The following is a 23,995-nucleotide window of genomic DNA, read 5'->3' as shown; positions in this document are numbered from 1 at the left end:
GAGATCTCGTCGATGCATCCGCAGGCACCATGCCAACGCCTCGATAGAACAGGCCTATGCTGACCACACTGCTGGGCCTGCTGGTGTTGGCGATGCACGCGGCCGGCGTACTCGCCGCCATGCACGCGGTGATGAACACGCGCACGCCGCAAGGTGCCTTCGCCTGGGCGCTAGGCTTGGTGTTCCTCCCCTACCTCACGCTGGTGCCCTATCTGTATCTGGGCCGCAGCCATTTCCATGGCTATATCGACCTGCACCGCCTGCGGCGCGAACAGATGCAGGCACTCGCCAACGTGCAACTCCCCGCAGGGCCGGCCGCCCGCGAAGCCTGCGCGCGCTATGGCGAAGTAGCGCGCATGCTTGGCGCGCAGTTCCATGAGGGCCAGCGGCTGCGCCTGCTGGTGAATGGCGAGGAGACCTTTCACGCCATCCTCGAAGCCATCGGCCAAGCACAGCATTGCGTGCTGGTGCAATTCTTCATCATTCACGACGACGCGCTGGGGCGACGCCTCAAGCAAGTGTTGCTCGAACGCGTACGCGCCGGCGTGGACGTATGCGTGCTGTACGACGGCATCGGCAGTCATGCCTTGCCGGGCGAATACGTGGATACGCTGCGCAACGCCGGCGTGCACATCCACCCCTTCGCCACGCACCGGCGCAGCAACCGGTTCCAGCTCAACTTTCGCAATCACCGGAAAGTCGTGGTGGTGGATGGCGTGCGCGGTTTCGTCGGCGGGCTCAATGTGGGTGACGAATACCTGGGATTAAAGCCGCCGCTGTCACCCTGGCGCGATACGCACCTGGAGATCGAAGGGCCGGCTGTGGCCGACCTCCAGCGCAGCTTCGCCGAGGACTGGCATTGGGTCACCGGCGCGTTGCCACCCCTGTGCCACCCGAATGCGGGCACAGGCAGCGCGCATACGCTGATCGTTGCCACCGGCCCCGCCGATCGCCAGGAAAGTTGTTCCCTGTTTTTCGTCGCAGCCATCCACGCCGCACGGCATCGACTTTGGATCACGACACCTTATTTCGTGCCCGATCAGGCGGTCATGTCGGCCTTGCGATTGGCGGTGTTCCGTGGCGTGGACGTACGCGTACTCATTCCCGCGCGGCCCGATCACCACACGGTATTTCTCGCCTCCACGCTGTATGCACACGATGCCGTGCGCGCCGGCATCCGCATGTTTCGCTACCAGCCCGGCTTTACTCATCAAAAGGTGCTGCTGGTAGACGACGATACGGCCGGCGTAGGCAGCATGAACCTGGACAACCGCTCGTTTCGCCTCAACTTCGAGATCGGCGCGCTCAACGTGGATCGCGATTTCGCCAGCCAGGTAGAGGCCATGCTGGAAGAGGATTTCTTCCACGCGCACGAACTCACCGAAGCGGAGTACCTGCGCGCCCCCTATCTGCGACGCCTCGCTATGCATGTGGCGCGGCTGTTCGATCCCGTGCTCTAGGCTCCGCGCGTAGCGCGCCCATAGCCGGCATACAACACAGCGGTCAGCAACGAGGCCGCCAACGAGAAGGCCGCAGCCACCAAGAACATCGGCCCGTAGCGTGCTGCGGATGCGATCCAGCCGCCGAGCGGCCCTGTGACGCCGAGCGCAACATCGATGAACACCGAGTAGGCCGCCAGCGCAGCGCCTCGGTTACTGCCGCTCACGCGTTCCACCGCCACGACGCCCAATGCCGGGAAGATCAGCGAAAAGCCGATGCCGCTCAATGCCGCGCCGAGCATGGCGACTACCATGTGGTCCGCGCCCGCCAAAACCACCAGCCCTGCGCATTCCACCAGCAGCGAGACCATGGCCACGCGATAACCACCGAAATAAGCGATGGTCCAACCCAATAGCAAACGCACGCCAACGAAGCACACACCGAACAGGCTCAGCGTAGGCGCGGCGCCGCTCCAACCTTCGCTGGCGTAGTACAGAGTGACAAAGGTGGCGATCACGCCGAAGCCCACCGACCCCAACGCTAGACCCATGCCGTACGGCGCCACACGACCGAACACATGGCGCATGGGCAAGCGCTCCCCCGCCTGCGCCAACACGGCAGGGCGCGACCACGCCAGTGCCCATGCCGCCACCATCAGCACGATCGCGGATAGTCCGATCATGCGGAAACCACCCAGGGCAACCAGGCACACGCCCAGCGGCGCACCGGCCGCGAGCGCGCCGTAAGTGGCGATGCCGTTCCAGGAAATAACCTTGGCGGTGTGCTGCTCGCCGACTCGGCCAATGCCCCACATGATGCAACCCGTCGCCACGCAACTCTCGCCCATGCCAAGCGCCAGGCGCGCCAGCAACATGACTCCCAGCGCGCTGACGGGCCAGTCGCGCAAGAAGGAGGCACCGAACATCAACAGACCACTCGCTCCGCAGGCCACGATGCCGATCAAGGCGGTGCGCTTCGGTCCTGCGGTATCGGAGGTGCGACCGGCAAAGCCGCGACTCAGCAAGGTCGCCACATACTGTGTGCTGATCACCAAGCCCGCGAGCACGGCACCAAACCCCAGCTCGCCATGCACAAAGGGCGGAAGCACCGCCAACTGCATGCCGATCACCAGATAGGCCAGAAACGTGAAACACACGATCTGGACAATGCGCAGCGTCAACGGAAACCCGGTGGCGCCGGCTTCAACAGAAGGATTCATGGATACGACTTCGAGAGAACAGATACGCCGACGACGATGCGGCCATCGGAGAGACCACGAGCATCAGGAGCGACGGCGGCGATGCGCCAGCAACCACCAACCCAGATAGACGCCCAAACCGGCACCAATGAACGCGAACAACACCCGCAGACCGATGTTGTCCGGGTCATGCACTTCGGCCAATCGCGCCTGTAACAGTTGCAGCGACTGCAACCGGCCGTAATTGAAATAGAACAGGTTCCACAAGTCGTTGCCGCCTGCCAGCAGCGCTCCCGCCACGAAAGCCCAGCTCACCTCCACGCCGACACTCCAACCCTGCGAGCGACCCAGCCAGCGGATGATACCGAACGCCACCAACCCCGCCGCCACGGCAATGGCGCCGGCCTCCAGCGCGCCGATGAGCCCATAGCCCATCCACGATTGGTCGTAAGGCATGCCCTGTTCCTTTTTGTTATCGCTGACGGACATTATGCCCGCCGGCGATGGCCCCGCGCGTGCATGCGACGCCCGCGCCAGCCTGAACCGCAGGCATCGTGCATGGCCCGCCCGTCGAACCCATCACATCGCCGTAAGCGGCCGGCCCACTAAACTTTGCGAATGTCGCCCGCCACGAACCCTGACGCGCCCATGAGCCTCTCCATCAGCCCTCGCGCTGCCCTGATCCTGGTCGATGTGCAGCCAGACTTTATGCCTGGAGGCACGCTGGCCTGCCACGAAGGCGATGCCATCGTGCCCGGTATCGATCGTTTACTGCGTCAGCGGCTATTCGCCCATGTGGTGGCCACGCAGGACTGGCACCCCGCCGGCCACGTTTCCTTTGCCAGCTCGCATCCGGGACGCGCACCGTTCGACCGCATCCCGCTCTATGGCCATGCGCAAACCCTGTGGCCCGACCATTGCGTGCAAGGTACACCGGGCGCCGCGTTGCATCCTGCCATCGACTGGCGGCTGGCCGATACGATCATTCGCAAGGGCGACGACCCTCGCGTGGATTCCTATAGCGGCTTTCGTGAGAACCATGGCCCGGACGGTCGCCGCCCTGCCACGGGGCTAGCCGAATGGCTGCGGGAGCGCGGCGTGGACGAGATCTACCTGTGTGGCCTGGCGCGTGACGTGTGCGTGCTGTGGACTGCGCAGGATGCGGTGGACCTGGGCTATCGCACGCACGTGTTGTGGGACCTTACCCGGCCAGTCACGCCGGAAAGCGACATTCCCACGCGCTTTCGCTTCGATCAGCTCGGCGTAGCCGTGATCGATTCGCTCGACCTCGCGCTCGCGCCTCAGTCCGCAGCCGCCCTGCGCAAGAGCGTCCAGGCACGTCTCTGAATCACGCTTACGCGCTAGACGCGCACCTGCGGGAGCGCGTCAGCCATCATTCTCCGTGCTTACGTGCACCTGCCAGTCGCCATCGGCATCCACGCTGACCGCGATGTCGATGGGGCGGCAGCAGACCTGGCAATCCTCGATGTAACGCTGACTCCCCGCCGAGCCGTCGATGAAAATGTCGATCGGCTCGCCACAGTAGGGGCAATGGATAAGGCGCGGTTCCATCATATCCACAGAGGCATGCCACGCGTCGATCAGCGTTTGGCCAGGGAAAGCGTCGAGCCAAACTTGTTTACTTCCACCAAGGCGGTTTCGCCTGAGCCCAGGGTTGCGCTGAGCTGCGCCTGGTTGCCGGGCTTGCGACAGGCACCGGAGTTTTTCAGCGTGACCGTGTGCGTGCCGCTGGGAAGGTAGAACGTGGACTGTTCACCAATTTCCAGCTGCGCCGCGAACTGATCGTCGATCAGGATCTGGCTGGAGCAGCCACCACCGAAGTAGCCGTTGGCGCGTACCACCTGCAAGCTCGCATCGCCGCTGCCTGGCGTCTGATACAGGAACACGCGGTTGGCGACGGCGTCGCGGATCGCCGTGTCGTGGGTGTTGGCGGTGCCGCAGCCGGCTAGCGTGGCGGCGGCGAGCAGCATCCACATCGAGGCCTGCAAAGTCTTCATGGCGATCATCCGTTACGTCGAAGGCAGAGGCCGGAGCATCGCCAGCACGCAATCAAGCCTGCGTGAAGCCGGCTTCACACCAGCGGCCAACACCATGCCGACGGCGGCAAAATCTGGAACCAGCCTTCGCGCGCCGTGCGTCGCGCCAGCTGCAACACGGCCTTGTCCTTGCTCAGCAGCCATTGCGCCTGCGCCGCCAGCGCTAGCTCGAGGAACTTCTGGTCATCAGGGTCCATGCAACGCGGCAGTTTCACCCCCGCTGGCAATACCGATGGCCCGAGCTGCACCACTTGGCGGTCGAAAGCGCTCTGCGCATCGTCTCGCTGCGCCTGGCTCAGCCCCAGGGCGGGGTATGCAAGGACTGCAACCCACTCGCTACGGCACGGCTCGTCCACTACCACTGACACGTCCCCGGCCTCCATCGCGGCGCGAATGTGCGCGCTGGCAGCATCACGGAACACGAACACGTCGAGGGCAACATTCGTATCGAGGACAAGGCGGGGCGGCAGAGCTGACATGGCGCGCATGGTGACACAGCCGGCCCCATGCCGCGCGCGGCTACAATGGACGCCCCACGCCTGGATATTCCCCATGACCGAACGCCACTTCGACGACTACACCGCCCGCGCCACCGTGGTGGCCGAAGGCTCGCGCTTTACCGCCTGCCTGGTGGTGACGCCCACCGCTCGCCATGGGTATCCGGTGTATTACGCCGTGTGCGAGAACCGTAGCTTCCGTCAGCGCGAGCAGGCCGAACAAGCCGCCGATGAGGCGCTGGCCGCCGTGCTCACGCTGGAGGGCGACGGCACACCGGTGTTCCCCGACGATTACACCGGCTTCCACGACGAACCGGCGACGGAATGAACCATTGGAAGTACCTCGGCGGCTATCCGCCAGCGCTGCTGGACAAGGTGCGCCGCATGATCGAGCGCGAGGAGCTTGGCGACTACCTCGCCAAGCGGCATCCCGATCGGCACCAGGTGCAGAGCGACAAAGCGCTCTACGCCTATACGAATGCCCTGCGCCAGGAGCACCTGCGTAACGCGCCCGGCATTGACCGCGTGTGGTACGACAGCAAGCTGGACGTGATCAACCGCGCGCTGGGCATGCATAGCGCCATTTCCCATGTGCACGGCAACCGCCTCAAGGCACGCAAGGAAATACGCATCGCCTCGCTGTTCCGCGAAGCCGCCCCGGAGTTCCTGCAGATGATCGTGGTGCACGAACTGGCGCACCTGAAGGAAGCGGAGCACAACAAGGCGTTCTACCAGTTGTGCGAGTACATGCAGCCGGACTACCACCAGCAGGAGTTCGACCTGCGGCTCTACCTCACCTGGCGCGACCAGAGCATGCGGGGCGCGTAGCGGCAACGACCGACGCGATAGAATGGCACCGCACCTTCGCCGGAACGGTCCACCCCATGCCTCGCAAGCTGCCCCTGCTGTTCCAACGTCGCACCCACACCATCACCATCAGTGGCCGCCCATACATCAGCCATGGCTTGATGCGCCGCGTATGGGACGACATCTACCACTTTGCGCTCACCATCCGCTGGCCGACCTTCTTCGGCCTGGCCGCTGCGGTGTTCCTGTTGCTCAACACGGTATTCGGCACGCTGTACCAACTGGGCGATCACGCCATCGCCAACAAGTATCCGGACAACTTCAGCGGCGCGTTCTTCTTCAGCGTGGAGACGCTGGCAACGGTGGGCTATGGCGACATGCACCCACAGACGCTGTACGCCCACGTGGTGGCGACATTGGAAATTTTCACCGGCATGCTGAGCATCGCGCTGGTGACCGGCTTGGTGTTTGCGCGCTTTTCCCGGCCGCGCGCGAAGATTCTGTTTGCCGAGCACCCGGTGATTCGCCGCATCCATGGCCAGCCCACGTTGATGATACGCGCAGCCAATGCACGACAAAACGTGATCGCCCAGGCCTCTGCCGAACTGCATCTGTTGTTGCGCGAGGCATCGCCGGAGGGCTTTCGCCTGCGACGCATCCACGACGTGAAATTGATGCGCGACCGCCACCCGGTGTTCATGCTCAGCTGGAGCCTGATGCACGTGATCGACGAGCACAGCCCGCTGTTCGGCATGAGCCCCGAAGCCCTCGCCGCCGCCGAAGCCTCGCTGGTGCTATCGATCGAAGGCGTGGACGAAACTACCGCGCAGACCATGCAGGCACGCCACCAATGGAGCTATCGCGACTGGCGGTGGAACCATCGCTACGTGGATCTTGTGCACGACGACGAACAAGGCCTCGCCCATATCGATTACAGCGTGTTTCACGATGTGGTGCCGGTGGATGAATCCGACGACGACATGAACGTCTGATCCAACGTTCGACTCACAACGTGAGCAGCACCTTGCCGATCGCCTGGCGGCTCTCCAGGAACCGATGCGCCTGGGCGCCCTCACGCAGCGGGAATCGGGCGGCAATGCGTGGCTTGAGCTTTGCCTGGCGCACTTGTTCGAACAGAGATGCGGCGCGCTGACGGCGCACCTCGGCGCTGGTGAGCACGTTCCACAAGTCGCCGCCGGTGAGGGTGAGCGAGCGATCCATCAGCAGGCGCGGATCGACTGGCGCGGGATCGCCGGCAGCCATGCCGTAGAACACGACGGTGCCGCCGATGCGCGCCACCCGCAAGCTGTCGGCCAGCGTGCGCCCCACCGAGTCGTACACCACATCCACGCCGTGACCACCACTCAAGGCCAGGCTGGCCTGCACCCAATCGTCATAGCCCACAGCCACATCGGCGCCCGCAGCGATCACAGCGTCTCGTCGCGCCTCGCTCGACGCCACGCCAAGCACCACCGCGCCCAGCGCCTTCAGCATCTGCACCAGCAGCAGGCCCACACCGCCGGCTGCGGCATGCACCACGGCGACATCGTCAGGCCGCACCAGGAAGCTGTCGCTGACCAGATATTGCGCCGTGAGGCCCTGCAAAAGCAGAGCTGCGGCCGTGTCCGCGTCGATATCGTCGGGCAACGGGATCAACCGCTCCCGGTCCACCGCGACCAGCTCGGCATTGGCGTGCGGCATATCGGCAAACCCTACCCGGGCGCCCACTGGAAACTGCGTTTCCCCGGGGGGCGCCCACGCCACCACGCCCGCGCCTTCATAGCCCAGCACCCAGGGCGCCTCGCCGGTGAGGTGGTAATTGCCATTGCGGCGGTAAACGTCGGCGAAGTTCAGCCCCACGCTCTGCATGCGCACAAGCAGCTGGCCCGGGCCGGGCACCGGATCGGGCCGCTCGGTCCAGCGCAGGACATCGGCCTGGCCGAACTTATCGAAGGTCAAGGCATGCATGCGAAGTTCCTGGCGAAGCTGGACGGCGGGCCCGCCAGTGTGGGCGCGGCGTGCCCGGCTGTCGAGAACGTGATCTCCTGCGGAGAAAACCTTTCACAAAACTGACACCTTTCGTCAACCTGACGAAAATACGCGCGTTACTCACGCCATTGGGTCGGATTCCTTGACCCTCTGAACAGGGAGATTCGCCATGCGGCGCACCTTTGTCGTGGGATGTCCACGCTCCGGCACCACCATCGTGCAGGCGCTGCTGGCGCGCCACCCGAATGTTTACACCCTGCCCGAAACGGCCTTCTTCGAGCACCTGCACGGTGAACTGGACAGGCGCTGGGGCGATGCAGGCGCCAAGCGCGATCCACGCAAATGGCATCACCGGCTGGGCATCAACCGCAGGCGAGTACGCGAGCTTTACCTTGGCCTGCAACGGCAATTGCCCGCCCAAGGGGAGCAGCGCCTCCACTTGCCCTGGCTGCGAGCCGGCATTGCTGACCGCTTCGTCCGATTGCTTGATTGGTCGGCTTCGGCAGCGGGATGCGATATGTGGCTGGAAAAGACGCCCAACCATCTGCTCTACATCCCCGAGATCGAAGCGCAAGTACCCGGCGCACGCTTTGTACACGTGGTGCGCGAAGGCACGGATGTGCTGGCCTCTATCGCCGATGCCTATCTCCGCTACGAGAACGACCAGGCCTTCGGTGGGGGCACGGTGCACTGGGCCCGACGCTGGAATCGCGCCATGGCCATCCATGGTCAGCACGTCGGGCGGCCCAACCACTACATCGTGTTCCATGAGGACCTGGTGCGGCGTCCAGACAACGAATGGGCTCGGCTGTGCACCTTTCTCGGGCTGTCGCAGGACGTGCCACTCCAAGGCGCCTGCCAGCGAACCATTGCCAACCTGGAGCGCGAACCATGGAAATTGGCCGCCGTGCAAGGCCAGGTGCGCCCATCCGAACAAAAGGTCGATAGCGTGTTCGGCCCCCGGGTGCAGCGCTGGCTCGCCGAACACCTCGCCCCTTATGACGAACTGCGCAACCGCTGCTTCGACCCACAGCCGGCACGTTACGCATCGCGCCAGCGCGTCGCCCGTGAGGCACCCGCCCTGGCCCGCTAACGCATCAGCGCGATCACGTCATGCCTGGCACCGGTACCTCGCTGGCGCGGTTGAAATCGCCAATGGCTTCGACCAGGTCGGTCACCGCCAACCGCTCCACCTCGGTAAGGTCGGGGTTCCAGCTATCCAGAATCATCACCACACGGGTTTCGCTGCTGCGATTCCAGGCTTCGTGCTCGAAGGTGTCGTCGAAGCTCACGCAACGACCTTCCTTCCACTCGTGGATTTCGCCTCCCACATTCAAGGCGCAATCCGCCGGCACGATGAGTGGCAGATGCGTGACCAGGCGCGTGTTGGTAACACCGCGATGTGGAAGGATATGTGTGCCCGGCCGGAGCACCGAGTACAGCGTTTCCGGCGCATGATCGCGAATGCGCACCAGCGGCAACGAATCGAGCAAGGCCGCCGTGCGCGGCGCACGGGCACAGTTCGCATCGAATCGCTCGCCGTGCCGGTAGAAGAAGAATGCGTCCCAGGCAGCCTCCTGACCGCCTTGCGAGCGCAGGTGCTCCTTAAGGTTTTCCGCCGAATGCTCTCCGAGAAATGGCAGCAGGCGTCCTTCCTCCGCCAGCACTGCCCGCAATTCCTCGCGCACAAACTCGGTGGCGGCCTCCAGCTCTGCTTGCCAGGGGAAACGCTCCACTGGGTAAAACGGCTGGCTTGGCACGCCAGGGAAGTAGAGGAACTTCGGCTTCTGTCTTGCGTCGGGCAAGGGCGCGGGCTGCTCACCGAGATAGATGGCCAGGCAATGCTCCACCCGAGCCAGTTCACTGGCCCCATATCGCTCACGCAGCGGTGTCAGTACGGCATCGAAGGTAGTGCGCCGCCCCACGTCGATGGTGCGAATGGCATGCTTCACCGCCTCACGCAAACCCGGCGCCGTGGTGGCGTCGCTCATCCAGCGACCCATGCCCTGCGCCGCGTTGACCGCGCCAAAGTAAGACAGCAGGGCCGCCTGCGCGCCCCCCAATTGCTCCAGGGAGATACCCAGTCGCAGTCTTGCCACGAACATCTGAGGCGCCAACGCTAGGCATTGCCGCAAGCTTTCCGCGGCACCTTGCCAGTCGTGAGCTGCCATCCGCGCCGCGCCCAGCTGATGCAGAATCTCCGGGTCCTCCGGCCGCACCTGGGCCGCCCGCAACAGCAGCGCGATGCCTCGCAACACGTCGCCACGCTGTACATAACGCCCCGCGAGGAACTGCAAGGCTTCGGCATCCTGGGGCAGTAACTCAAGCAACTGCGCAAAATATTGCTCCGCGAGCGGCAAATCGCCTCGACTGAGGCCATCCAGCGCCAACTCACGCAAGGCTGCCGCACCACCACTCAACCCGCTACTCATTGATTCTTTGAGCCCCCGCCCCGTTATCCCCTGAGCCACTCGCTGCGCATGGAGCAGGAGTAGTGTCGGCATAATAGACATGTTTTGATGCATCGCGGGCATGTGCCCTTCACACGACCTCGCAACGTCGTGATAACGCTAGCCGGAGCCGAGAGACTTGATCAATCCGCGTTTGCAGGGACTGGATTCAGCCGCCATCCAGCAGGTCACCGCCGCCGCCGAAGCTCTTGACGCAGGACGGGCCGACGAGGCGGAGCGCCACCTTTCAGCTGTCGTGCACGCCCACGCCAATCACCCAGAGGTACTGCGGATGCAGGCCGGTATCCATGGGCTGCGCGGCCAAAGCCAGGACGCGATCGCCGCCATGCGAGATGCACTGGCTCTGCGGCCCCAGGATCCGGTCTATCTCAACACGCTTGGGAGTCTCCTGGGCAACGCCGGCGATTACGACGGAGCCATCGCAGCACTGAGGCGCTCCAGCGAGCTACAGCCCAGCTTGGCGGCCGCCTGGTATAACCTCGGCGTTATGCTGACGCGCAGCGTCCGCAATGAAGAAGCGACGGCTGCGCTGCAAAAAGCGGTAAAACTGGCACCGAACCACATGGCGGCGCGCGCGTTGCTCGCTGACGTGCTACGCATGCGCGGGTTGTCCGACGAGGCGGCCAACGAGTATCGCCGCATCATCGCGGAACAACCCTGGGCCGGCATGGCCTGGTGGGGCCTGGCCGATCTCAAGACCCTCAAACTGGGCAGCAGCGATGTAACGCAGATGAAGGACGCGCTGCGCGATCGCCGTGCAAACGATGAAGACCTCATGGCCATCGGCTTCGCGCTAGCCAAAGCCTACGACGACCTTGGGCAGTATGCCGACGCCCTCGATGCGCTGGCCCAGGCCAATGCCATCGCGCGTCGCCGGCGACAATGGAATCGGGAGGCATTCTCCGCCGGTGTGTCCACCGTGGTGGAAGCCTTTACGGCACACCCGGTTAAGGCCGCCGACTCGCAGTTGGGCAAGGAAGTCATTTTTATCGTCGGCCTGCCGCGTTCCGGCTCCACTCTGGTGGAGCAGATCCTGGCCTCGCACTCTGCGGTAGAAGGCGCGGGCGAACTGCCCGATCTCACGCAGGTGCTGGCGGAGGAATCGCGACACCGGGGACAACCATTCCCTCGCTGGGTAGCCGATACCACCCCGGCCGATTGGGAGCGTCTGGGGCGCCGGTACCTGGAGCGCACCCGTCATTGGCAACAGCATCGCCCCGTGTTCACCGACAAGCTGCCCGGCAACTGGATCTATCTGGGAGCCATCCTTGCCATGCTGCCCGGCGCACGCATCATCAGCTGCCGGCGCGACCCGCTGGAAACTTGCTTTGGCTGCTATCGGCAGCGCCTGGACAATAACGAGTACACACGCGACTTCGAGGACCTGGCTAGCTTCTGGCGCGATTTTGATCGCACTCAGCGCCATTGGCTGGCGACAGCGCCCGACCAAGTCTACGAGCACGACTACGAAACGCTCGTGGACGACCCGGAAGCCAGCATCCGGCGCCTGCTGGCGTTCTGCAACCTACCTTTCGAGGAAGCTTGCATGAACTTCCACGAAAACCGTCGCGAGGTGCGCTCACCGAGCGCTGGCCAAGTGCGCCAGCCCTTGCAGCGCAATGCGGCGCGAAGTGACCACTATGGCGCTTTGCTGGACCCTCTACGCTCGGCGCTAGGCTTGCCGGCATGGCGCGGCTGATGTCGAGCGCCATGGTGACCATGCGTACCTTTCCCATCGTCTGATCCATGGTGCCCATGGCTTCGCTGTCTGACCCGTACGATCCACTTTCGACCAATGCTTCGGTGATGGCCAGCCTCGCCGAGATCCAGGCGCTGGCACTGCAACGACGCTGGCAAGCTGCCTGCCATGTTGCCGAACGCGCGCTCGACGCGCACCCGGCTGCGAGCGCTCTGCAACTGGCTTATGCGGGATTGCTCATCGAACTAGGGCAATCCGCATTGGCCGAGCAAACCCTAAGACGGCTCCTGGAACGCTATCCACAGCATGCAGCAGCCGCCTTCCTATGGGGGCGATTGCTACGGCAACAGGGACGCATGCGCGCGCTCGCGGGCGCTTACCGCAACGCATTCGGCGCGCCCGACGTACCCGTGGATTACCTTTTGCGCGCGGCGGAAGAATTGGGCGATGTCGGGCGGCAGGCGGACGCCGCCGCTCTGTGTGCAGCACCGATTGCCGCTGGTTGCAGTGACCCACGCGTACATGTATTGGACGGCATGCTTGCCGCCCAGTTAGGCGACTACGGGCGAGCCCGTGAACGTCATCGTTATGCCCTGGCGCACAGTGACCAAGCCTTGGAGTGGCATTGCCCGCTGGCCTTGGCCGAACTGCAACGCTACGAAAGCGATCAACACGAGGATATTGGGCTATTCAACGCGCTGCTTGCCCGAGGCGATCTCAGCGCCCATGCCCGCAGCGGCATACTCTTCGCCCTTGGCAAGGCATACGACGATATTGGCGACTATGCCAAGGCTAGCCACTACCTGGGCGGCGCCAATACCTTGGCGCGAGCCGGCAGCCACTGGTCACGCAAGGCTTGGCGACGCAGCGTCGATGCGCGCATTCAGCGCCGGGCGCCTACGACCGTGCCTCATACCGCAACGGCTAACTGGACGCCTGTATTCATCGTGGGAGCGCCTCGCTCCGGCACCACCCTGTTGGCCGAGCGACTCTCGCGGCATCCAGACGTCTGTCTTCGAGGCGAGTTGAATCAATTGCCTCCGCTGGCGACCCGGCTCGCCGATACGGCACTGACCGTCGAAGGGCTTCAAGATGCCGCGCGTACCTATGCGTGCCAGCTGCGTCAGGACGACAGCGATGCACGCTGGTTCATCGACAAGCAACCATTCAACTTCCTGCACGTGGATATCGCCTTGGCGATGTTTCCTCATGCGCGGTTCTTGTTTTGCCAACGCGACATGCGAGACAACGCTTTATCGCTTTGGCTCCAGTCATTCCAGCGCGGTGTTCAGGACTTTGCCTACGACCTGGGAGACATAGCCGCCGTACTGCAATCAGCGCGGCGCTTGCAAGCCCATTGGCTCGAGCGCTTTCCGTCCTCGGTTCGCATCGTGCCCTACGAAGAACTCACCCGCGAACCCGCTCGCGTGTTGAGCGACGTGAGCGACTGGCTGGGGCTCCCTGCTCATGATTTGCTGGCCCAGCGCACCGACGCGCCGTCGATCGCCACGGCGAGCTTGTGGCAAGCGCGGCAGGCCATCCATACCCGCTCGGTAGGCCGTTGGCGCCATTACGCGCCTTATCTGCCGGAACTGATGGCGATCAGCGAACACTGATCGCCATCAGGCTGGGATAAGGAAGGTCTGATTAATCGACTTCTTGTCCGTCATTCCTGCGGAAGCAGGAATCCTGTGCCTTTACATTCAGAGAATTACAGGCACTGGATCCCAGCATTCGCTGGGATGACGATCAAAATCAGAGTTTCCCTAAGAGCCGGCGACTTCCTGGATAGAAGCGTCGTAACCCCAATGGGCAAGCATCGGCTGCAGTATCGGCAAGGCCGGCGCCATAGCCTCACGGTAGCGCAGCCAGCGATTCATGGCCTTGCGGTTCACCGGCTGAATCACCTGCGTATAGCTCGGGGTGGCGATAAAGCCCTTCTCTCGCGCATGACGATCAAAGTGAAGCATCGGCGTAGGGTCCTCCAGGCCGATGAACTGGGCAATGCGGCGCGTTTGTTCCTCGGTGTTGGACACCAGGTCCTCATAGCGCGACACGAGTACATTGGGCTTGAACACATCCACATGACGCAACCAGGCATTCATCGCCGTCACATAGGCCGTGGCCAAGCGCTCGATATCCGCGCATGCGGCCGCCAGCACATTGGCGCGAAAATTCTGCATGTAGCAGCTCAGTACGACATCACAAGGATGGCGCAATGCCAGGATGAACTTGGCATTGGGAAACAACCGATAAATCAGTGGCAGCCACAGCATATTGAGCGGGTTCTTGTCGACCAGACGCGCATCCCAGCGCCGCTCGATCTTAGAGCACACCAGCGACAAGTAACCCTTGCGCAGCTCATCGCATATCGTTTGATCGAACTTGGGGATATCGCGCGGCACGCGAAGCCCGTAGTCATCCAACTGATCGCTCAAGATGTTGAAGAAGGGACGTTCATCCATCGACTGCAACGCGGGATGCGCATCCAGCATCTGCTCGAGCAGGGTCGTTCCCGAGCGTGGGAAACCAACGATGAATACCGGCGACTGTTCTTCGCCTGGCGCTTGCAGTGCGGGCCAGCCCCGATATTCCTCGGCGCTCACCGTGCCTTCGGCCACCGGCAGAACGGGCGCGCCCGACTCGAACCGATAGGGTTCCGTCGCCATGAGCTCTTCCACCTGAAGCGCGTGCGCCTTATGGAAGGTGCGTATGGCATCCTCACGCTCATCGAGCTTGTCGTATATCTCCGCCAGCGCGAAATAATGACTGTAGTCGCCCGGCAGCCTAGGGCCCGCTGACTCCAGCGCCTCGCGCGCTTCGGCCAATCGCCCCCGCCGCTGCGCCAATTTGGCGCGCTGATGGGCAATCTCGTTATGGGCGATCTCATCCAAAGCGCTGGGCAGCGAGACGAGTAGATCGAGAACGCGTTCAGCGTCATCGAGTCGATTCATTCGCTCATAGACTGCGGCCAGCAGCAGCATGGCCCGCTGCGATTCGGGGAAACGCGACAACAATTCCTCGAGCACTGTAGCAGCGCCATTCGCGTCGCCCAAAAGCAGCTGCAGATCAGCCAACTCCAATTGCTGCGGCTCGTCCAACGGCAACCAGCGGCGCCAGGGATGAATCAGTTGCTCAGCCCGGTAGTCACGAAACACCGAACAGGCACGGGCAGCATAAATGCGAGCCGCAGGCGATTCCGGGGCCACGTGATGGGCGCGCAATAGCGTGATGCGAGCCGCCTCGTACTGGCGCAACTCCAGTTGCACTATGCCAAGGTTGAGCAGCTGCTCTGGATTGTCCGGATCAAGGCTTAACGACGTTTCATAGGCGGCCAGTGCCTCTTCGATACGGCCTGCCGAGCGTAACGACGTGCCGTAATTGCCCCAGTGCAGCCCATTGTGGGCATGAAACCGTGTCAGCTCGGCAAAAACATCCAGTGCCTCGCTGTTGCGCTCTTCCTGCTGCAGCACCATACCTAGCAAAACCAAGGCATCTTCGTCGCCCGGCGTGCTGGCCAGTCGGGAACGACAAAGGCTCTCTACATCGGAAAGCCGGCCGGCTCGCAGAGCCGCCAGGATGGTGTCGGTCGAAATAGTCATCACACACCAAAAATGAACGAGCCGCGCGGAAAATCCGCGCGGCTCGTTTGTTTTACCACTAGTCGATACGAACTGAATCGATCGCTTAGAACTTGACCGTCACGCGAGCCCAGAAGTAGCGGCCCTGCAGGTCGAAGTCGGTCGGATCGGTATTCGCATTGAGCACGTTGTTCGCGTACAGCATGGGCGGCTGCTTGTCGAACAGGTTGTTGATGCCGAAGTCCACACGGGTGTTGATCGGAGCAATGTTGTACCCGATGGAGGCGTCGTTGTAGACGGTCGCACCATAGTAGAAGATCACGCCGTTCAGGCCAGAGGTCGCCGGGAACGTATCGTTCGACGGATTGGCCGAACCGTTGCGGAAGCGACCGATGTAGCGCATGCGCCAAGAAGCGTCCCAGTTGCCGGCCGTCCAGTTGACGAAGCCATTACCCTTCCAGCGCGGGAACAAGCAGACGCCACCGCCACTCGGGCAGGTCGCCGCCGCACCCGAACCGTACGGTGCAAAGTGGCCCGCGTCATGATACGTGACGTTGGCTGCCGTGCCCGGTGCGGTGTTCTGGTCATAACGCTTGAGGTACGTCGCATCCAGGCCCACGGTGAACTGGCCGAACGAGAACTGCGGCAGACGATAACGGGCCGAGAAGTCGATACCGGCCGTGTTCGTGTTGCCGAGGTTACCCGTGGGTTCCAGGATCTGGGCGATCTGGCCCGTCTGGTCACGCGTGATGAGCGGGCAATAGGTCGTGATACCGGCGTAGCACAGGTTCAGCACCGTCTGAGCACCGATCGCGGAGATCGTGTCGTTCAGGTAGATGTGCCACACGTCGACGCTCGTCGACAGACCCGGCAGGTAGCTCGGCGAGTACACCAGACCCAGGTCGAAGGACTTGCCCTTCTCCGGGCCGAGCGGGAAGCCGGCGTACTGCGAACCCGAGGCCACGGCCTTGATCTGCTGACCCAGGGCCACGTCCTGGTTCACGAAGGTACCGTTGGTCGGCACGTTCACGCAGGCCGGGTTGGCCGCGGTGATGTGGTCGCAGGGATCACTGCTGAGCTTCGGCGCGTCGCTGACCGGCGAACCGTAGACGTCAGCGATGGTCGGCGCGCGGAACACGTCGGCCATGGTGCCACGGAGCAGCAGGTCGTCGAACGGCTTCCATTCCAGGCCGATCTTGGTGTTGTTGGTGCTGCCGAAGGTGCTGAACTTGGAGTAGCGGTCACCCAGGGTGACGTTCAGCGACTGGATGAAGGGAAGATCCTTGAGCACCGGCACGAACAGCTCGGCGTAGACTTCCTTCACGTTGTACGAACCCGACAGCGGCGAGGAGCATTGGCTGCCCAGGGTGCAGTTGCCGGTCGACGGGTCGATCGTCAGCAGCGGATCGATCGTGCTGGAGGTGTACTCGCGGCGGTACGAGGCGCCCACACCGGCCGAGACGGTGCCGGCCGGCAGGTCGAACAGACCGCCGTTGGCTTCCACCGCGTAGATCTTCTGGATCGAGAAGGCGTTGCTGATGCCCGGCACCGCGCTGTCCTGCAGGAACTTGGCGGTGGTCGGATCGTACTGGTTGAAGATGTTGATCGGGGTGCAGCCCGAGCTAACCGGGTTGGCCGCCGTACCGCAGGTCAGCGCGGCGTTGATCTTGTCAACGTTCGGCAGGTTGCGGGTGATCGTGGTGGTCGAGGAGTGGCCGTAGTCGAAGCCGGCGTCCCAGTTCCAGTTCTGGCCGAAGACCGTGAAGTCACCCTTGAAACCGGTGGCAATCTGGTCGGTGGTGGTCGTCGAATCCGTGATACGGGGACCGATCGACACCAGACGCAGACGGAAATCGCCTGCACCGCCCTTATAGGTCTGACCGAACACGTTGTACGGATTGTCGGCGGGAATGTCCGCGCCATACAGCGAGCCGAACAGCGCCGGTGCCAACTGGAAGTTCGAGCTGGTCTTGTTGTGATAACCGTTCAAATAGACCTGGACGTGGTCACCCAGGTTGTAGTTACCGTTGACGAAGAAGCTCGTGCGCTCCTGCGGGGTCTGGATCAGGTTGACCGTCGCATAGTTGTACTTGTCGGCGTTGGTGAAGCAGTGGTAGTCGGTGTTGACGTTCGTGCCCGACGCGCCCTTGTTCAGCGCAACGCTGCTGCAACCGTACTGTGCAGCCAGATTGGCCGGCAGCGAGATGCGGCCATAGGCCGGGAACGACGAACCACCGATGTAGGTGTGGATCGGGCTCTGCGAGCTACCGGAGATCGAAATGGCGTTCTTGGAGAACTTGCGCTGGCTGGCAAGAACCGCATCGGTCTTGTTGTAGTCCACGCCGGCCATGATGCTGCCCTTGTCGGACGTCTGGCCAAACGTGAAGGTGTAGCCCTGGCTGGCGCCGTCGTTGTGATCCGACTCGCCGAAGTTCGCCGAGAAGGTGGCGCCCTGGTAGCTCTTCTTCAAGATGAAGTTGACGACGCCGCCGATGGCGTCGGAGCCGTACACCGACGAAGCACCGTCGGTCAGCACTTCGACGCGCTCGATCATGTCGGCGGGAATCGAGTTGACGTCGGCGCTGATGACGCGCTTGCCATCAACGAGAATCAACGTGCGCTGGAAGCCCAGACCGCGCAGACCAATGGTGCTGCCGCCAGTGCCGCCGCCGTTGTTCACCTGCGGGTTGACGTTGCCGCCGGTCACGGCCGGCAGCTGCTGCAGGATGTCACCGAGCGTGAGCTTGCCCGTGGCCTTGATAGCGGCCGAGTCGATGGTGACGACCGGGTTGGACGTCTCGACGTCTACGCGGCGAATGTGCGAACCCGTGACGGTAATCGTCTCCAGGGTCTTCGCCTTCTGAGTCTGCTGATCTTGCGTCGCGTTAGCGTTGGACTGCGCATCCTGCGCGAAAGCTGCGGTGCCGTAGGCGCTCGCGGCGAGCATGCCCAGCGACAGAGCCAGGCGAACCGACGTACACAGTTTATTTTCCCCGAACTTCATGAGACACCCTCCCGTTATTTATTTATGACTGGGTTTGAAAGAATTCCCCGCCTCAAACCCGCGCCCGAGTCACCCAAAGACTTTAGGGATAGACCGTTGGTCTACAGCGCTGCGCATTTATCACGCTTTGCTTACAGATAGTCAATAAAATCTATACAGCAAGAAAATACTGCGCCATGACAGGTTTAGTATTTTCTTGCGATATATCCGGGGAATAATCGCCCCCTGCCTGCCAGCCTTCCACATGGTGCAGCGCCACGACCTTCGTTTGGATGCGGTGAAGCCGCAGTGAAGGCAGCCTGGTGAAGCCTTTTATCTTCAGCCAGGCCCCTGATTTGACTGGGGTTCAGTCCAGACCCGTCTCGTCCTCGAAACGCAGGTGTTTCACGCTGCGTCCATTGCGGCGCACCAGCTTGAGGGCCTCGATGCCGATGCGGATGTGGCGTTCAACAAATTGAGTGGTCACGCTCTTATCGCTTAACTCAGTCTTAACGCCCTCGGGAATCATGGGCTGATCCGACACCAGTAGTAGCGCTCCGCACGGAATCTTGTTGGCAAAGCCCGCTGCAAAGATGGTGGCGGTTTCCATATCCACCGCCATGCAGCGGGTGCGCCGCAGGTATTCCTTGAATTGCTCGTCGTGTTCCCACACGCGGCGGTTGGTGGTGTACACGGTGCCGGTCCAGTAGTCGTAACCGAGGTCGCGAATGGTGGTGGACACGCCGCGCTGCAATTGGAAGGCGGGTAGTGCCGGCACCTCCGGCAACAGATAGTCGTTGGAGGTGCCTTCGCCACGGATCGCCGCGATCGGCAGCACCAGATCGCCGATGGCGTTCTTCTTTTTGACGCCACCGCACTTGCCGAGGAATAGCGCGGCCTTGGGGTGGATGGCGCTGAGCAAATCCATCACGGTGGCCGCGTTGGGGCTGCCCATACCGAAGTTGATGAGTGTGATGCCATCGGCCGTGGCGTTGGGCATGGGCCGGTCGCGGCCCTGTACTTCTACCCCATGCCATTGCGCGAACAGGTCCACGTAGTGACCGAAGTTGGTCAGCAAGATGTGTTCGCCAAACTGTTCCAACGGGGTACCGGTGTAACGCGGCAGCCAGTTGGCAACGATTTCTTGTTTTTCCTTCATTGAAACCCCGTGCGGGAAACGCTGCATGGGGATATGCAGCGTGCGTTACCGGCGACGCCACGCCGGCAAGATGCCAGATCTGTCGCTGCATCTTAGCGGGTGTAGGGCCGGCTTCGCCTAGTCGGCTGTCCCACCTCGCTCCCAGCGGTGCCGGATCGCATATGGGGTTATCGTCCTGTGGCGCCCTATCGGCCCGCACGTGCTCTACATATATATGCATGCCGCTTCTCGCGGCATTGGTTGCACCTGAAACTTGCCTCGCGAAACACGCCGTCCACGCGGCGACGCCTCCAAGGCGGCAAGGGGCGACGGGCCAAGTGCCCTGCTGCGCGAGGCGCCGCCCACATAGCGGTCGCCACCTGTCGCATCAACCAAGTACCACTCCCACGTTTGCACGGCGTCGCGATAGCAACGCAGGCCTCGCATCGATCAAGCGATGGCACCTGCTGCCGATACCCGCGTTGGGTTCGGCAAGCGTTGTGCGATGCAGGATCAGGCGGCATGCCAACCCCCATCGGCAGGGGTCGGCAGCCTCAACGGCGCATGCTATGTTGGCCGCGCCATTCACTGGGGGGTGAGACGATGCGGATGGGATTGGCCATCGACGCTGCCTGCGATCTACCGCAGGCATTTCTGCAAAAGCACAACATCGCGATCATGCCGATCACGATCCACGTCGACGATGAGGTCTTTCTCGACAATCGCGACCCGGCTGAGCAACAGCGTTTCCTGGATCGCAACCTGGGCAGCCGCAGCCACTCGGCCGAAACCGAGCCCTGCTCCATCGAAGAAGTGCAGCAGTTGTTCCTGGATAAGCTGGTGCTGGAGCAGGACTGCGTGTTCTGCCTCACCATCACCGCTACCCGCAGCGCCATCAACGACCATGTGATCAAGGCCAGCTTCGCGGTGCTGAAGAACTATCGCGCCGTGCGCGACAAGAACGGCATCAGCGGCCCCTTCCTCATGCGTGTGATCGACACGCGCAGTCTGTTCGCCGGCTCGGCGCCGGTGATCGTCGAAGCCACGCGGCTGATCGAGTCGGGCGAAACGCCAGCCGCCATCCGCGAACGTCTCACCTACATCGCCAATAATGCGTATGGCTACATGCTGCCGCGTGACTTGTACTACCTGCGCGCGCGTGCCAAGAAGAAAGGCGATCGCAGCGTGGGCCTGTTCAGTGCGGTGCTCGGCTCGGCGCTGGATATCAAGCCGCTGCTGCGCGGCTATCGCGGCGAAACCGGCCCCGTGGGCAAGGTGCGCGGCTTCGAGCATGGCGCCGAAACGCTGTTCAACTACGCCGCGCAGCGCGTCCACGCGGGCTTGCTGGTGCCGGTCGTATGCGTGAGCTACGGCGGCGACCTGTCCGACTTGAACAAGTTGCCGGGCTATGCCGGTTTGCGCGCCGCCTGTGAGGAATGCGGGGTGGAACTCATGGAAGCCCCGATGAGCATTACCGGCATGGTCAATGTCGGCGAGGGCGCGGTGACGCTGGGTTTTGCAGCCGAGGAACATCTCGCCGAGTTCTAACGAACATCCGCCCTGGGAGGCATCCGCATGGTTCGCGCGAGTGTCGTGCTCCTGCTATGGCTCGTGGCGTCATCCGCATTCGCCGGTACGGCTTACCAATGCACGGCAGGCGACGGCCGAGTGACGTATCAGGATCACCCCTGCGGCAAGGGTCTGCGCCAGCAGACCCTGCAGTTGGACGACTCCCAGCCCAGCGCACCACCACCGCCGGAGGCCGTCGAGGCCTCGCCGGTGCCTGCGCAGTCGATCGCCACACCCGCCGCACCCAGCCAGCCAGAAGAGCCCTTGCCGATGATGTATGCCTGCACTCGCGCTACGGATGGCAAGCCATACCTCAGCGACAACGGCAACCCACCGCCCTATCAGGTGCCCTACGGCATCTTGGGTGCCTCGGCGCTGCCGCTATCTACGGTGTACGGGGCACCGAATGGACCCGGCGCCTCGGCACCTGAGCTCAACCGCGGACGCATCACACCGGGCCTGATCGCCAACCACTACGTGTGGGTGCAGGACGCGTGCCGCCAACTGAGCCATGGCGAAACTTGCCGCGCGCTACGCGATGCATACGATGAGAACGCCACCAAGTTGCAGCGCGCCTTCAAGAGCGATCGTCCGCCGCTGGAGGATCGTGAAGCGCATCTATTGGCGCAACTGCGGCACTGCTGACGCCGCTGGCTACTTTTTACGCAAAGTCATGCAAGTGTTTGCCATGCAAGGTCGCTTGGCAGTTTTCCACAGGCTTGCCACCAGCGTTTCCCCAATCGCTGTGGAAAACCGCATGCAGAATGCCCCATGTGCTGGTCGGCGTCGTTGCACCGTACGCTGGTCATATCTTGCGCAAAGTCATGCAAGTGACTGCCACGCAAAGGCGCTTGGCAGTTTTCCACAGGCTTGCCACCAACGTTTCCCCAATCGCTGTGGAAAACCGCGCGGGGAATGTGCGAAGTACTGCTTAGCGTCGTTGCATCGAATGCTGGTCACAGCTTGCTCAAAGTCATGCAAGTAACTGCCACGCAAAGCGCTTTGGCAGTTTTCCACAGGCTTGTCACCAACGTTTCCCCAGTCGCTGGGGACAAACGCACGCGGAGTGCGACGTGCTGCTTCGTGCCGTTGCAACGAACGCTGGTCATATCTTGCGCAAGGTCCTGCAAGTCATTGCCACGCAATGGCGCTTCGAGGTTTTCCACAGGCTTGCTACCAGCGTTTCCCCAGTCGCTGTGGAAAAGATTGCGTCAGTGGGTCAAACGCAACGCCGCTGTTGGTCAGTATTTGCGCAAAGCCATGCAACCGTTTGTCGCGCAAGGCGACGCGGCGCTTTTCCACAAGCTTGCTACCAACGTTTCCCCAATCGCTGTGGAAAACCCGGCGCGATCGCAGCGATCGATGGATACATTCGGGCACGAGCGCGCCAATCAACGTTTGTTGCCTGCGTTGATCAAATAGTGCGCAAAGCCATGCAAGTGGCTGCTCGATAAGGCCGCTTCGAACTTTTCCACAAGCTTGCCACCAGCGTTTCCCCAATCGCTGTGGACAAATCGCGCCATCGACGCGGCCTGCTAGCGATGCGCCGTGCAGGGCTGCTCAGTTTTTGCGCAAAACCATGCAAGTGCTTGCCAGCCAAAGCGTCTGCGCACTTTTCCACAGGCTTGCCACCAACGTTTCCCCAGTCGCTGTGGAAAACCGCACGCAAGCGTTCGGGGACAACACCAGACATAACACGATCAGCAACGAGCGAACCGTCAAAACCCGTAGTTGAGGAACCCACCATCCACACCAAGCACCTGGCCGGTGATGTAGCTCGCCGCGGGCAGGCACAGGAAGGCGATCGCGGCGGCAACCTCCTCCGGCTCGCCGATGCGGCGCAACGGCGTGCGGTCGAGCACCTCGTCCAGATATTCCTCGTCGGCCAGCGCAGGCTCCGAGCGTTGCGTGCGGATGTACCACGGCGCCACCGCATTCACGCGAATGCCATCGGCCGCCCACTCCGCTGCGAGGTTGCGGGTGAGCTGGTGCAGGGCAGCCTTGCTCATACCGTAGGGCGACCCCGTGCGCACATGCGTGATGCCAGATACCGAACCCACGTTCACGATTGCCGCATGGGCGTGCTGCACCAGCTGCGGATGCGCCAGGCGGCACATCTCGAAGGCCGAGAACAAGTTCTGTTCGAAGATCGCGCGGTACTCGTGCTCTTGATAGGCCAGCGTGGGCGCGGGGCGATTGCCGCCCGCGTTGTTGACCAGCAACGACAAGGGCGCGCCGAGGTCCGCCACCCAATCGAATACCGCCAGGCGCTCTTCCTGCTCGCTCAGGTCCGCACCGAAGGCCATTACTTCGATGCCGGGGAAGTCGTCCATCAACTCCACCCGCACCTGCTCCAGGTAATCGGCATCCCGCGCCACCAGCAATAGGTCGGCGCCCAGGCCCGCCAGTTCGCGGGCGGCGGCGTAACCGATGCCCTTGCTGGCGCCGGTGATCAAAGCGGTATGGCCCTGTAGCTGCCAGGCATCGATGCGCGTGTTCATGCCACGAGCTTAGAGCCAGCCTGGGCCCACGCCTAGTGCGTCCCGCTTGCCGTTATCCGAAGGGC

Annotated in this window: 22 protein-coding genes; 11 read left to right on the top strand and 11 right to left on the bottom strand. The window is 62.7% G+C overall.

Annotated features, from left to right (window positions below):
* Nucleotides 1-56 precede the first annotated feature (56 nt).
* Nucleotides 57-1,460, top strand: a complete 1,404-nt coding sequence (gene cls / locus AC3G2C_RS06770; protein ID WP_488383867.1) for a cardiolipin synthase — start codon at nucleotides 57-59, stop codon at nucleotides 1,458-1,460.
* On the opposite strand, the gene AC3G2C_RS06765 is transcribed toward cls, so the two are convergent.
* Nucleotides 1,457-2,659: an MFS transporter gene (locus AC3G2C_RS06765; protein ID WP_488383866.1), complete on the bottom strand. Its 1,203-nt coding sequence runs from the start codon at nucleotides 2,657-2,659 to the stop codon at nucleotides 1,457-1,459. The genes cls and AC3G2C_RS06765 overlap by 4 nt on opposite strands.
* Before the next feature lie 63 nt (nucleotides 2,660-2,722).
* Nucleotides 2,723-3,094 (bottom strand): hypothetical protein, encoded by a 372-nt coding sequence (locus tag AC3G2C_RS06760; protein WP_488383865.1) that lies wholly within the window; start codon nucleotides 3,092-3,094, stop codon nucleotides 2,723-2,725.
* A gap of 192 nt (nucleotides 3,095-3,286) precedes the next feature.
* On the opposite strand from AC3G2C_RS06760, the gene pncA reads away from it, so the two are divergent.
* On the top strand, nucleotides 3,287-3,985 hold the full coding sequence (gene pncA / locus AC3G2C_RS06755) for a bifunctional nicotinamidase/pyrazinamidase (protein ID WP_488383864.1): 699 nt from the start codon (nucleotides 3,287-3,289) through the stop codon (nucleotides 3,983-3,985).
* A 39-nt stretch (nucleotides 3,986-4,024) separates the two neighbouring features.
* On the opposite strand, the gene AC3G2C_RS06750 is transcribed toward pncA, so the two are convergent.
* From AC3G2C_RS06750 to AC3G2C_RS06740, 3 genes are all read right to left on the bottom strand, one after another.
* Nucleotides 4,025-4,213 (bottom strand): CPXCG motif-containing cysteine-rich protein, encoded by a 189-nt coding sequence (locus AC3G2C_RS06750; protein ID WP_488384272.1) that lies wholly within the window; start codon nucleotides 4,211-4,213, stop codon nucleotides 4,025-4,027.
* Nucleotides 4,214-4,239: 26 nt separating this feature from the next.
* The gene (locus AC3G2C_RS06745) at nucleotides 4,240-4,656 is read right to left on the bottom strand and encodes a hypothetical protein (RefSeq protein ID WP_488383863.1); all 417 of its coding nucleotides are present in this window, start codon (nucleotides 4,654-4,656) and stop codon (nucleotides 4,240-4,242) included.
* Nucleotides 4,657-4,730: 74 nt separating this feature from the next.
* Nucleotides 4,731-5,174: a PIN domain-containing protein gene (locus AC3G2C_RS06740; RefSeq protein WP_488383862.1), complete on the bottom strand. Its 444-nt coding sequence runs from the start codon at nucleotides 5,172-5,174 to the stop codon at nucleotides 4,731-4,733.
* A 73-nt stretch (nucleotides 5,175-5,247) separates the two neighbouring features.
* On the opposite strand from AC3G2C_RS06740, the gene AC3G2C_RS06735 reads away from it, so the two are divergent.
* From AC3G2C_RS06735 to AC3G2C_RS06725, 3 genes are read left to right on the top strand one after another with little or no spacing between them, the layout of a single operon-like run.
* The gene (locus AC3G2C_RS06735) at nucleotides 5,248-5,520 is read left to right on the top strand and encodes a hypothetical protein (RefSeq protein WP_488383861.1); all 273 of its coding nucleotides are present in this window, start codon (nucleotides 5,248-5,250) and stop codon (nucleotides 5,518-5,520) included.
* Nucleotides 5,517-6,020: a YgjP-like metallopeptidase domain-containing protein gene (locus AC3G2C_RS06730; protein ID WP_488383860.1), complete on the top strand. Its 504-nt coding sequence runs from the start codon at nucleotides 5,517-5,519 to the stop codon at nucleotides 6,018-6,020. The genes AC3G2C_RS06735 and AC3G2C_RS06730 overlap by 4 nt, the downstream gene beginning before the upstream one ends.
* Nucleotides 6,021-6,076: 56 nt before the next feature.
* On the top strand, nucleotides 6,077-6,991 hold the full coding sequence (locus AC3G2C_RS06725; RefSeq protein WP_488383859.1) for an ion channel: 915 nt from the start codon (nucleotides 6,077-6,079) through the stop codon (nucleotides 6,989-6,991).
* A gap of 13 nt (nucleotides 6,992-7,004) precedes the next feature.
* Here AC3G2C_RS06725 and AC3G2C_RS06720 read toward each other — a convergent pair whose 3' ends face one another.
* Entirely contained in the window at nucleotides 7,005-7,967 is a 963-nt protein-coding gene (locus tag AC3G2C_RS06720) for a quinone oxidoreductase family protein (RefSeq protein ID WP_488383858.1), read from the bottom strand.
* Nucleotides 7,968-8,157: 190 nt separating this feature from the next.
* Between AC3G2C_RS06720 and AC3G2C_RS06715 the strand changes: the two genes are divergently transcribed.
* Nucleotides 8,158-9,081 carry a sulfotransferase family protein gene (locus AC3G2C_RS06715; RefSeq protein WP_488383857.1) on the top strand — a complete coding sequence of 308 codons (924 nt, stop codon included), beginning with the start codon at nucleotides 8,158-8,160 and terminating at the stop codon, nucleotides 9,079-9,081.
* Nucleotides 9,082-9,094: 13 nt separating this feature from the next.
* Here AC3G2C_RS06715 and AC3G2C_RS06710 read toward each other — a convergent pair whose 3' ends face one another.
* Nucleotides 9,095-10,420, bottom strand: coding sequence for an aspartyl/asparaginyl beta-hydroxylase domain-containing protein (locus AC3G2C_RS06710; protein ID WP_488383856.1), 1,326 nt, complete (start codon nucleotides 10,418-10,420; stop codon nucleotides 9,095-9,097).
* 157 nt (nucleotides 10,421-10,577) lie between these two features.
* Between AC3G2C_RS06710 and AC3G2C_RS06705 the strand changes: the two genes are divergently transcribed.
* Together AC3G2C_RS06705 and AC3G2C_RS06700 are read left to right on the top strand one after the other, a co-directional pair.
* Nucleotides 10,578-12,158, top strand: coding sequence for a sulfotransferase (locus AC3G2C_RS06705; protein WP_488383855.1), 1,581 nt, complete (start codon nucleotides 10,578-10,580; stop codon nucleotides 12,156-12,158).
* A 56-nt stretch (nucleotides 12,159-12,214) separates the two neighbouring features.
* Entirely contained in the window at nucleotides 12,215-13,774 is a 1,560-nt protein-coding gene (locus tag AC3G2C_RS06700; RefSeq protein ID WP_488383854.1) for a tetratricopeptide repeat-containing sulfotransferase family protein, read from the top strand.
* 150 nt (nucleotides 13,775-13,924) lie between these two features.
* Here AC3G2C_RS06700 and AC3G2C_RS06695 read toward each other — a convergent pair whose 3' ends face one another.
* From AC3G2C_RS06695 to AC3G2C_RS06685, 3 genes are all read right to left on the bottom strand, one after another.
* Nucleotides 13,925-15,760: a tetratricopeptide repeat-containing sulfotransferase family protein gene (locus tag AC3G2C_RS06695; RefSeq protein ID WP_488383853.1), complete on the bottom strand. Its 1,836-nt coding sequence runs from the start codon at nucleotides 15,758-15,760 to the stop codon at nucleotides 13,925-13,927.
* A gap of 85 nt (nucleotides 15,761-15,845) precedes the next feature.
* On the bottom strand, nucleotides 15,846-18,743 hold the full coding sequence (locus AC3G2C_RS06690; protein ID WP_488383852.1) for a TonB-dependent receptor plug domain-containing protein: 2,898 nt from the start codon (nucleotides 18,741-18,743) through the stop codon (nucleotides 15,846-15,848).
* 346 nt (nucleotides 18,744-19,089) lie between these two features.
* A complete protein-coding gene (locus tag AC3G2C_RS06685) occupies nucleotides 19,090-19,881 on the bottom strand; it encodes an AMP nucleosidase (protein ID WP_488383851.1) in 792 nt (263 codons plus the stop codon).
* Between the two features lie 582 nt (nucleotides 19,882-20,463).
* On the opposite strand from AC3G2C_RS06685, the gene AC3G2C_RS06680 reads away from it, so the two are divergent.
* From AC3G2C_RS06680 to AC3G2C_RS06670, 3 genes are all read left to right on the top strand, one after another.
* Nucleotides 20,464-21,408, top strand: a complete 945-nt coding sequence (locus AC3G2C_RS06680) for a DegV family protein (RefSeq protein WP_488383850.1) — start codon at nucleotides 20,464-20,466, stop codon at nucleotides 21,406-21,408.
* A 27-nt stretch (nucleotides 21,409-21,435) separates the two neighbouring features.
* Nucleotides 21,436-22,074 carry a DUF4124 domain-containing protein gene (locus AC3G2C_RS06675; RefSeq protein ID WP_488383849.1) on the top strand — a complete coding sequence of 213 codons (639 nt, stop codon included), beginning with the start codon at nucleotides 21,436-21,438 and terminating at the stop codon, nucleotides 22,072-22,074.
* A 561-nt stretch (nucleotides 22,075-22,635) separates the two neighbouring features.
* Nucleotides 22,636-22,851, top strand: coding sequence for a hypothetical protein (locus tag AC3G2C_RS06670; protein WP_488383848.1), 216 nt, complete (start codon nucleotides 22,636-22,638; stop codon nucleotides 22,849-22,851).
* A 296-nt stretch (nucleotides 22,852-23,147) separates the two neighbouring features.
* Here AC3G2C_RS06670 and AC3G2C_RS06665 read toward each other — a convergent pair whose 3' ends face one another.
* On the bottom strand, nucleotides 23,148-23,930 hold the full coding sequence (locus AC3G2C_RS06665) for an SDR family oxidoreductase (protein ID WP_488383847.1): 783 nt from the start codon (nucleotides 23,928-23,930) through the stop codon (nucleotides 23,148-23,150).
* Nucleotides 23,931-23,995: the final 65 nt, after the last annotated feature.

It is taken from the genome of Frateuria sp. sgz306004, from assembly GCF_057750885.1.
The sequence above is the reverse complement of the archived record's forward strand: the minus strand, read 5'-3'. Positions and strand labels throughout refer to the sequence as shown.